Raw genomic sequence first — 9271 nt, 5'->3', positions numbered from 1 at the left:
CTGACGGATTCCGGCGGCTCTTGGTAGGTGTCGACCTTGGTCGACACATCTGTCAGATATCGAAATCGATCTGGGGTCAGATCCGTTTTCCTACGGGAAACGGATCTGACCCCACGCCATTTCAACAGCTCGCAGAATTCTGTCGAAGGCGGGGTGGGTCCACAGGCCCTGCAGAACCTACCTACCCGTGGCCCTGGCGATCGCTTCCACCAACAGCTCACCAGTCACCGGCTTGCGCAGGAAGCCGCCAATGCCGGCTGCTTCCACCTGCTGCTGCAGGTCCGGATCGGTCCGCGCCGTCACTGCCAGCAGCGGCAGCATGTAGCCCTGGTTGCGCAGGTGCTGGGCCAGCTCGAAACCACTCAGGCCCGGCAGGTCCAGATCCAGCAGGCCGACGTCGAAATCGCCGGCACTGATCTCGCGCAGCGCCGCCAGCGCATGGCCGGCATGCACCACCTCGTGGCCGCGTGCGCTCAACAGGCCACGCACCACGTCGGCCACGGTGGCATCGTCCTCGACCAGCAGCACCCGCAGCGGCGGCATGTTCGCCGCTTCGTCGCGATGCCCCTCGGCCGATGCCTCGGCATCGCTGTTCACCACCAGCGGCAACGGCAAGGTCACGCCGAAACAGGTGCCCCGACCCAGCTGGCTCTCCACCTGGATCCGCCCCTGCATCGCATGCGCCAGCTCGCGGCAGATCGCCAGACCGAGGCCACTGCCACCGTACTGCGCGGCGGTTCGTGCACCATCGGCCTGCTCGAAGCGGCGGAACAGGCGCTGCTGTTGTTCCTGGCTGATGCCCGGGCCGGTATCGCGCACCTCGAAGTGCAGCGCACGCAGCTCGCCATCGCAACGTGCATGCAGGGTGATAGTGCCGCGGCTGGTGAATTTCACTGCGTTCGACAGCAGGTTGAGCAGGATCTGCCGCACGCGCATGGCATCACCGGTCGCCTGCAGGCCCGCAGGCAGCTGGTTGTCGAGGACGAAGCGCAGGCCCTTCTGTGCAGCCAGCGGGCCCATCAGCGCCGCCAGATCCTGCAACAGGCCATTCAACGCAAACGACTGCGACTGCAGTTCCAGGCGCCCGGACTCGATCCGCGCCAGGTCCAGCGCATCGTTGACCAGGTGCAGCAGGTGCTCGCCAGCATGCCGGATCGACTGCGTGTAGCCACGCTGCTGCGGGTCCAGTGGCGAGGCAAGCAGCAGCTCGCTCATGCCCAGCACGCCGGTCATCGGCGTGCGGATCTCATGGCCAAGGTTGGCCAGGAAGCGGGTCTTGGCCGCCGACGCCTGCTCGGCCAGTTCCTGCTTGTGCAGCGCCAGCTGGTAGGCGTGCCGCCGCTGCAGGCGGCGTCGGTACAGCCAGGCAAACCAGCTGGTCAGCAGCAACCCGACCGACGCCAGCACCAGCAGGCCGGACAGGCTGCGCCACCACGGCGGCTGCACGCGAAATTCCAGGCTCTGCACCCGCGACCACACATGGTCGGCCGACCGGGCCTGTACTTCCAGCCGGTAGCTGCCCGGCGCCAGGCGCGAGAACAGGCGCTCGCCGGCCGGGCCGACTTCGACCCAATCGGGGTCGTAGCCGGCCAGGCGGTAGCGGTACGTATTGGACGCCGAGTCGGCGAAGGACAGCAATCGCGCGACGATGCGCAGGTCGCGGTCGCCATCGGCGATCTGCAACGGCGCATCGTGGGTCATGTCCAGCACCTGCTCGTTGCGGCGCACTTCCACCCGCTCGATCACCAGCGGGGCGCGACGGACCGAAGGCCGTACCTGCTCCGGGTCGAACACCACCGCGCCCGCTGCCGTTCCGGCCACCAGATGGCCATCGGCCGCTGCGATCAAGGTGTGCTCGCGGAATTCCTGGCTTGGCAGGCCGTCGTGCACGCCGTACAGGCGCACGCTCTGCCCATCGGCACTGACACGTACCAGGCCGCGTGCGCTGGTCGCCCAGGCCACGCCCTGCGCATCCACCACCAGGCCGGAGGCGGAGATCGCCGGATAGCCCTGTTCGGCACCGACCACCGCCTGCCGTTCCAGGCGTCCCTGGCTCCAGCGGTAACGGGACAGGCGACCATCCTCGGACAACCAGACCTGGCCGTCACGGCCCACATGCAACGCATGGATCGCCGTTGCCGGCGCACCCGGCACCGGCTGGAAGCGCTCGCTTTCCGGCAGCCACTGCAACAGGCCACGGCTGCTGGCCAGCCAGATGTGGTCCTGCGGACCGCATTCCACATCGAGGTTGAGCTGGCCCTGCTGCAGGCCGCGCTGGCCATTGTCCAGCTGGCGCCGCACGTGGCCGTCGAGATCGCGCTGCTGCACGCCTGCGGGCAGCATCAACCAGAGGCTGTCGCCGTCGCAGGTCATCATCGCTTCGACCACCCCTTCCATCGCCGCATCTGCACCGGCATCACGGCCCCAACGACGCAGTTCGCGCCGTTGCGGGTCGTAGCGCACCAGCGCATCGGTCGATCCAATCCAGACCTGGCCACGCCGGTCCTCACGCACCGAGGTCAACCAGTGCATGCCGTTGACCCAGGTGCGATGCTGCTCGATCCTGCCGGTCTTCGGATCGAAGCGGTCCAGCGCGCCATGGCTGCCCACCGTCCAGACGCCGCCGTTGCTGGAGGGGCTGGTACCCAGCACGAGCGCATTGCGCAGCGAGCTGGGGTCGTCCTCCAGGCGCGACAGCACCGAGAACTGCCACCAGCGTGGCAGCAGGTGCCACAGCCCGGCATTGGTGCTGGCCAACCAGATGCCACCTTCGCGGTCCTCGTAGGCACCGGTCCAGTTCGGCCGTACCGGACCGCGCGCGATCGCGCTGTACAGCGGCACGGTCTGGTACTGGCCATCGACCGCACGCCCCAGCCCGGTGCGTGTATCCAGCCAGTGCCCGCCCTGCTCGTCGCGCAGCATCATGCCCAGCACCTGCTCGCCCGGCGGCAGCTTCCACGGGGGGGCTTCGAAGCGGCCATCCGGGCGGCGCACGGTGGCGCCGGCCATCGTGCTGATCCACAGGCTGCCATCCGGTTCGGCGGTCAGTCCGTTGATCAGAAGGCTGGGGATGATGTCCGTACCGACACGCTCGAAGTCGGTCCCGGTCCAGCGCGCCACGCCATGCTTGGTGCCGATCCACAGGCTGCCATCGGCCAGCGTGGCCAGGTAGGGCACCGACGACGAAGGCAGGCTGCGCGGATTGTTCGGCTCGGGCAGGAAGCGCTGCAGGCGATCCTGGCTGTCCAGGCGGTACAGGCCGCCTTCGTGGGTACCGAACCAGATCGAGCCATCAGGCGTGCTGGCCAGGCTCCAGACCGTGTTGGTACCCATCAACGGCTGGCTGCTGCGGTCGTAGAAGTGCAACTGGCGGCGGTCGGCCGACATGCGCACCAGGCCGGCGTTCTCGGTGCCTATCCACAACTGGTTGCGGGCATCGACCAGCACCGTCCAGATGCGGTTGTCACGCAGTCCATCCTCGGAACGCCACACGCGGTAGGTGCGGCCGTCATAGCGGGCCAGGCCATCGTTGGTGGCGATCCACAGGTAACCGTAGCGATCCTCGGCCATGCGGTTGACGGTATTGGACGGCAGGCCATCGAACACCGTCACCTGCCGCGGGCTCGGAGGCACCGGCTGTGCCGCAGCGGGCAACGCGCAGCACAGGAGGACCAGCAGCAGCATCGCCGCCCGCAGATACACCACCGATTGCCTCCTCACGCTGGTCCTGATGATTCCCGCGCTGCGGGCGTCGGCATGGTAAACCGAAAGTCGCGCCGTTCACGCCCGGCGTCGGCGTCGTCACGCAGTCGCCTGTCGTTTCGCACGCGCCTGGGCGATGGCCGTCACCAGCAGGTCGCCGGTCACCGGCTTGCGCAGGAAGCCATCGAAGCCTGCGGCCAGCACCTGGGTTTCGGCATAGGCATCGGAACGGGCGGTCACCGCCACCAGCGGCAGTTCATAGCCCATGGTGCGCAGCTGGCGGGCGATGGCCGTACCGTCCAGCGCGGGCAGATCGAGATCGAGCAGGCCGACGTCGAAACCATCGGTGGCGATCTCCGACAGCGCGCCCAGGCCATGCAGCACGTGGACCACCTCATGCCCGCGCACGCGCAGCAGGCCGGCGATGACCTCGGCCACCGTGGCATCGTCCTCGACCAGCAGGATGCGCAGCGGCGGCAGTTCCGGCAGGGCCGCCACGTCGCCCGCTTCGCTGGCGGCCTGGCGCGTCCAGGGCAGGGGCAGGCGCACGCGGAACCGCGCGCCCTTGCCAGGCTGGCTGTCCACTTCGATGCGCCCCCCCATCGCCACCGCCAGTTCCTGGCAGATCGCCAGCCCCAGACCACTGCCGCCGTAGCGCGACGCGGTACGCGGGCCGTCGGCCTGTTCGAAACGATGGAACAGGCGCTGCTGCTGCTCGGCATTGATGCCCGGGCCGCTGTCATGCACTTCGAAACACAGGCCGCCCTTTTCTTCCAGGCGTACGGCCAGGCCGACGTGGCCGCGCTCGGTGAATTTGATCGCGTTGCCGAGCAGATTCAGCAGGATCTGGCGCACGCGCATCTCGTCGCCACTGACACTGATCGGCCCGGGCGGGTCTTCGCCGCGCTGGAACACCAGCTGGCGTTGCTGCGCGATCGGCTGCATCAGGCCCTGCACCTGGTCCAGCAGCTCCCCCAGATCGAACGGGCGCAGGTCCAGCTCCAGCCGCCCGGCTTCGATCCGGGCCAGGTCCAGGGCATCGTTGACCAGCCGCAGCAGATGGCTGCCGGCCTGCTGGATGGACCCGGCGTAGCCGCGCTGCACCGGATCCAGCGGAGTCGCCAGCAGCAGTTCGCTCATGCCCAGCACGCCAGTCATTGGCGTGCGGACTTCGTGGCCCAGCGTAGCCAGGAAACGGCTCTTGGCCTGCGAGGCCTGCTCGGCCAACTGCTGCTTGTGCACCGTCAGCTGCCATTGCTGGCGGCGGCGCAGCCGCGCGCGGATCGACCAGACCAGAACCACCAGCAGCAACGACCCCAGCAGGATGTAGCCGAATATCGCCATGCCGCTGCGCCACCACGGCGGCAGCACCTTCACCTGCAACTGCTGCGAAGGTGTCCACGCGCCCCGGGCAGTCGCGGCCTGCACCTCGATGACATAGCGGCCGGTCGGCAGCCGCGACAGGGTGCGCTGGCCATCGCCCCCCTGCTCCACCCAGTCCTGGTCGTAACCCTGCACGCGGAAGCGATACCGGTTGCCCTGCGGGCTGGCATAGGAAAGCAGCCGCGCATCGATCTGCAGATCGCGGTCGTCCGGTCCCAGCAGCAGGGTGCCGGTGAGCGGCAGCGGTTGCCAGCCGCGTGCGTCGTCGCGCCGCACCCGCACTTCGGCGATCACCAGCGATGAAGGCGGCAGCACGGTGTCGTCGGCATTCACATCAAAGGCGACCAGGCCGGTCTGGGTAACCGCCAACACGCGGCCATCGGCGTTCACCGCAGGTGGCCGACCGGTGAACTCGGCATCGGACAGGCCATCGCGTTCGTTGAACTGTTGCAGGCGCCGCGTCTTCGGGTCCCACCGCAGCAGGCCGCGCGGCGTCGTGGCCCACAGCTGGCCATTGTCGGCCAGCGCCAGCCCCCCCATGGTCACCGGCGGCACGCCCGCACTGCCGTCGATGCGCTGGATCAGGCGCAGGCTCATGCCATCCCACTGGTAGCGCTCGAAGGCGCCTTGGCGCGCCAGCCACAACTGCTGCGGATCGATCCATGCCAGATCGTAGATCGGGCCGCGCGAAACGCCGGGCACTGCCTCGAAGCGTCCGGCCTGCTCACGCCAGATGCCCATGTCGCCCATCACCCAGGGCCGGCCGTGGGCGTCGAAGCGGATCTGCTCGATCGGCGCATCGGCCGTCCCGCGGAAATGTTCCAGCGGATGACTGTGCAGCAGCCGGCCCTCTGCATCGCGCTGCTGCAGGTCCAGGCCCATCACCGACACCCACACCGTGCCATCAGGGGCCTGCCGCATCAGGTCGATGCGCTGGCGCAGGTCGGCACTGCCATCGATCCGCAGATCACGCAATGCGCCGGTGGCCGGATCGTAGACGCTGATGCGGCCGCCGCGTCCCAGCCACAGGCGACCATCCGGGCGCGGCAGCACCGACCACACCACGCCGTTGCCGAGCTGCCGGTCGCTGGCCAGCAGGCGCAGGGTGCCCTGCGCATCAAGCTGGTACACCCCTCGCGCCGAGCCGACGTAGTAGTTCTTCCCGTCGCTGGCCGCGCTCAACAGGTACTGGCTGTCCAGCGGCTTGCCGTCGAGCTGGTTCCAGATCGAGAAGCGCCGCCAGTCCGGTGGCAGATAGGCCAGGCCCTGGGTCAGCAACGCCACCCACAGTCCGCCCTCGTGGTCCTGCAGCAGGTCAAGCACACCGCTGTGCGCGGTCAGGAAGCCGCTGCCGCGGTCCCCCTCCAGCCGGCGCAACGCCGCCGCATCCCCTCGCAACAGGCCATCGGAGGTACCCGCCCAGTAGCCCCCCTGGCGATCGGCCAGGACCAGGGCCGACCGCAGCTGGGCACTGTCGGCCCATCGCGGGCGACTGACCCGGTCCTGCCCATCGATGCGGTAGAGGCCATCGTTCTGGCTGCCTACCCAGATCGAACCGTCTGCATCACGGCTCAACCGGAGCACGCTCAGCCTCCCCAGTTCCCGCGCGGCCACCGGCTCGAAGCCGCTGCCGTTCCAACGCGCCACACCGGCTTCGGTGCCGACCCACAGGCGGCCCCGCGCGTCGACCAGGCTGGTGAAGATGCTGTTGCTGGGCAGGCCACCCGGGCGCGCGGGATCATGGGTGTAGAGGCGCACGCTGCCGTCTTCGCCGAAACGGCAGACGCCATGGTTGTTGGTCCCGATCCACAAGGCGTCGTCGACATAGGCCAGTGCCCAGAACTGCCCCTGGCAGGTGGAATTGACCGTATCGAAGGTCTGGAAGCGCTCGCGGTCGGCATCCAGGCGTGCCACGCCCTTGCCATTGATGCCCACCCAGACCCGGTCCAGCGGGTCGATCAGCAGGGTCTCGATCTCGTTGCCAGGCAACGAGCCCGGCTGTTCCGGGTCGTGCTCCCAGACCCGCAGGCTGTTGCCGTCATAGCGGGCGAGTCCACCATCGGTGGCGGCCCAGACGTGGCCCTGGCGATCCTCGGCCAGCGCCACCACCATGCGAGACGGCAAGCCTTCGGCGGCACCGAAGCGGCGCAGGCGTGGTGTTTCTGCCATGTCCAGGGTCGCAGCCGCCGTGGCCATCGCCACCAGCAGCAGTCCCATACCTGCGATGCCACGGCACCACAGGCGCCAGCCGCTCGTCATCCTGAACCCCCTGTCCTGCGCCGATTGTCACACAGGGCCGGGGTCATGGCTGCAACAGCCTGTTTCCAGCGGCGGCACCACCACGAACTGTTGCACCCATGCACGCAACGTTGGCAGGGGGCTGTGCGTATGATCGCAGCGTCCCCTTCCGGAGCCCGCCATCGATGCGTCCCTGCCTGGCCCTGCTGCCGATGCTGCTCGCCACCGCCCCTGCCTGGGCGGCCGCTGACACCTATCGCCTCGATCCGGTGCACACGCGGGTGCTGTTCTCGATCGACCACGCAGGCTACTCGCAGGCCATGGGCACGGTATCGGGCAGCGAGGGGCGCGTGCGGTTCGATCCCGACAACTGGCGCGACGCCACCGTGGAAGTGGATATTCCGGTGTCGCGGCTGGACCTTGGTGATGCCAAGTGGAACCAGGCCACCTTGGCCCGCAGCCTGCTCGACGGCGAGCGCTTCCCGACCGCGCGGTTCGTCTCCACCAAAGTCGAACCGATCGATGCCAGGCGCGCCCACGTGATCGGCACGCTGACCCTGCGCGGGGTCAGCCAGGAAATCACGCTGGATGTGACCCTCAACGCCATCAAGCGCTATCCGCTTCCCCCGTTCCGACGCACCGCCGGTTTTTCCGGCAGCACCACGCTGAGCCGGCGCGCGTTCGGCATCACCGCCTGGCCGGGCGTCATCGGTGATGCAGTACAGCTGAGGATCGAGGCGGAAGCCACCCTCGACCGCAGCGACGCCCCGGGAACTCCCGCTCCCCTTCCACACTCCGACCCCAAGACGGCCCGCTAGAGGACCCCTCATGACCGCCAAGAACACCCCCGCCGCCTGGGGGAGCGTCAGCCAGATCCTGCACTGGTTGATCGCACTGCTGATCCTCGCCCTGGGCGTGGTCGGCCTGACCATGGACGAACTGCCCAAGACGCCCAAGTACTTCTGGGTCTACACCGCGCACAAGTCGATCGGCATCACCGTGCTGGCGCTGGTGCTGTTCCGCCTGGGCTGGCGCCTGTACGCCGGGGCACCGAAGCCGGTGCCGGGCGTGCCCAGCTGGCAGGAGCGCATTGCCAGCGCCACCCACGTGCTGCTGTATGTGCTGATGTTCGCCATCCCGCTGTCGGGCTGGCTGTACGATTCGGCCAGTGGCCTGCGCCCGTTCCGTTGGTTCGGCCTGGTCGACGTGCCCAAGCTGAGCGGCCCCGACCCGCAGGTCGTCGCGGTGTCCCATGCCCTCCACGAATACGGCTTCTGGCTGTTGATCGCGGTGGTGCTGGCCCATGCCGGCGCTGCCTTCTACCACCACCTGTTCCAGCGCGATGCAACGCTGTCCCGCATGTTGCCGCGTGGCTGGCTCGCCTCCCCTCAGAAGGACTGACCGATGAACCTGAAACTGACCACTCCGGCCGCCGTGGCCGCCGCCCTGGCCGGCATGCTGGCCACCGCTCCGGCACTCGCTGCCGATTACGCGCAGGCTCCCGGCGCCGGTTCGATCCTGGTGTTCGCCACCAAGTACGACGGCGAAGTGTTCACCGGCAGCTTCCCTGGCTTCGCGACCAAGCTCAGCTTCGACCCGGCCAACCCGGCTGCCGGTTCGCTGGATGTGGTGATTCCGCTGGCAGGCGCCAAGAGCGGCAACAGCGATCGTGACTCGACCCTGCAGGGCGCCGACTTCTTCAACGTCGGCAAGTTCGCCACCGCGCGCTACACCGCCAAGGGCTTCCGCGCCATGGGCAATGACCAGTTCGCCGCCGATGGCACCCTGGAGCTTCGTGGTGTCAGCAAGCCGGTCACGCTGACCTTCACCTGGAAGCCGGGCACCCAGCCGGTGCTGACCGGCAAGGCCACGGTCAAGCGCCTGGACTTTGGCGTCGGCGGCGGTGACTGGGCCGACACCAAGACCATCCCGGACGAAACCGCGATCA

5 protein-coding genes are annotated in these 9271 nt (G+C 68.4%); 3 read left to right on the top strand and 2 right to left on the bottom strand.

From position 1 onward, the window contains the following. Positions 1 to 177 precede the first annotated feature (177 nt). The gene (locus tag N5E02_RS18740; RefSeq protein ID WP_065178207.1) at positions 178 to 3705 is read right to left on the bottom strand and encodes a hybrid sensor histidine kinase/response regulator; all 3528 of its coding nucleotides are present in this window, start codon (positions 3703 to 3705) and stop codon (positions 178 to 180) included. Between the two features lie 96 nt (positions 3706 to 3801). Beyond that, positions 3802 to 7344: an ATP-binding protein gene (locus tag N5E02_RS18735; RefSeq protein ID WP_164229823.1), complete on the bottom strand. Its 3543-nt coding sequence runs from the start codon at positions 7342 to 7344 to the stop codon at positions 3802 to 3804. Between the two features lie 164 nt (positions 7345 to 7508). On the opposite strand from N5E02_RS18735, the gene N5E02_RS18730 reads away from it, so the two are divergent. The 3 genes from N5E02_RS18730 to N5E02_RS18720 form a co-directional block, all read left to right on the top strand. Further along, entirely contained in the window at positions 7509 to 8141 is a 633-nt protein-coding gene (locus tag N5E02_RS18730) for a YceI family protein (RefSeq protein WP_053499626.1), read from the top strand. A 10-nt stretch (positions 8142 to 8151) separates the two neighbouring features. After that, the gene (locus N5E02_RS18725; RefSeq protein WP_065185435.1) at positions 8152 to 8724 is read left to right on the top strand and encodes a cytochrome b; all 573 of its coding nucleotides are present in this window, start codon (positions 8152 to 8154) and stop codon (positions 8722 to 8724) included. A 3-nt stretch (positions 8725 to 8727) separates the two neighbouring features. Continuing rightward, positions 8728 to 9271 (top strand): YceI family protein (locus N5E02_RS18720; RefSeq protein ID WP_279946600.1); only part of this gene is annotated, 544 nt, incomplete at its 3' end.

The sequence above is a fragment of the Stenotrophomonas sp. GD03777 genome (genome assembly GCF_029842485.1).
In the GTDB taxonomy this organism is placed as follows: domain Bacteria; phylum Pseudomonadota; class Gammaproteobacteria; order Xanthomonadales; family Xanthomonadaceae; genus Stenotrophomonas; species Stenotrophomonas sepilia.
The sequence above is the reverse complement of the archived record's forward strand: the minus strand, read 5'-3'. Positions and strand labels throughout refer to the sequence as shown.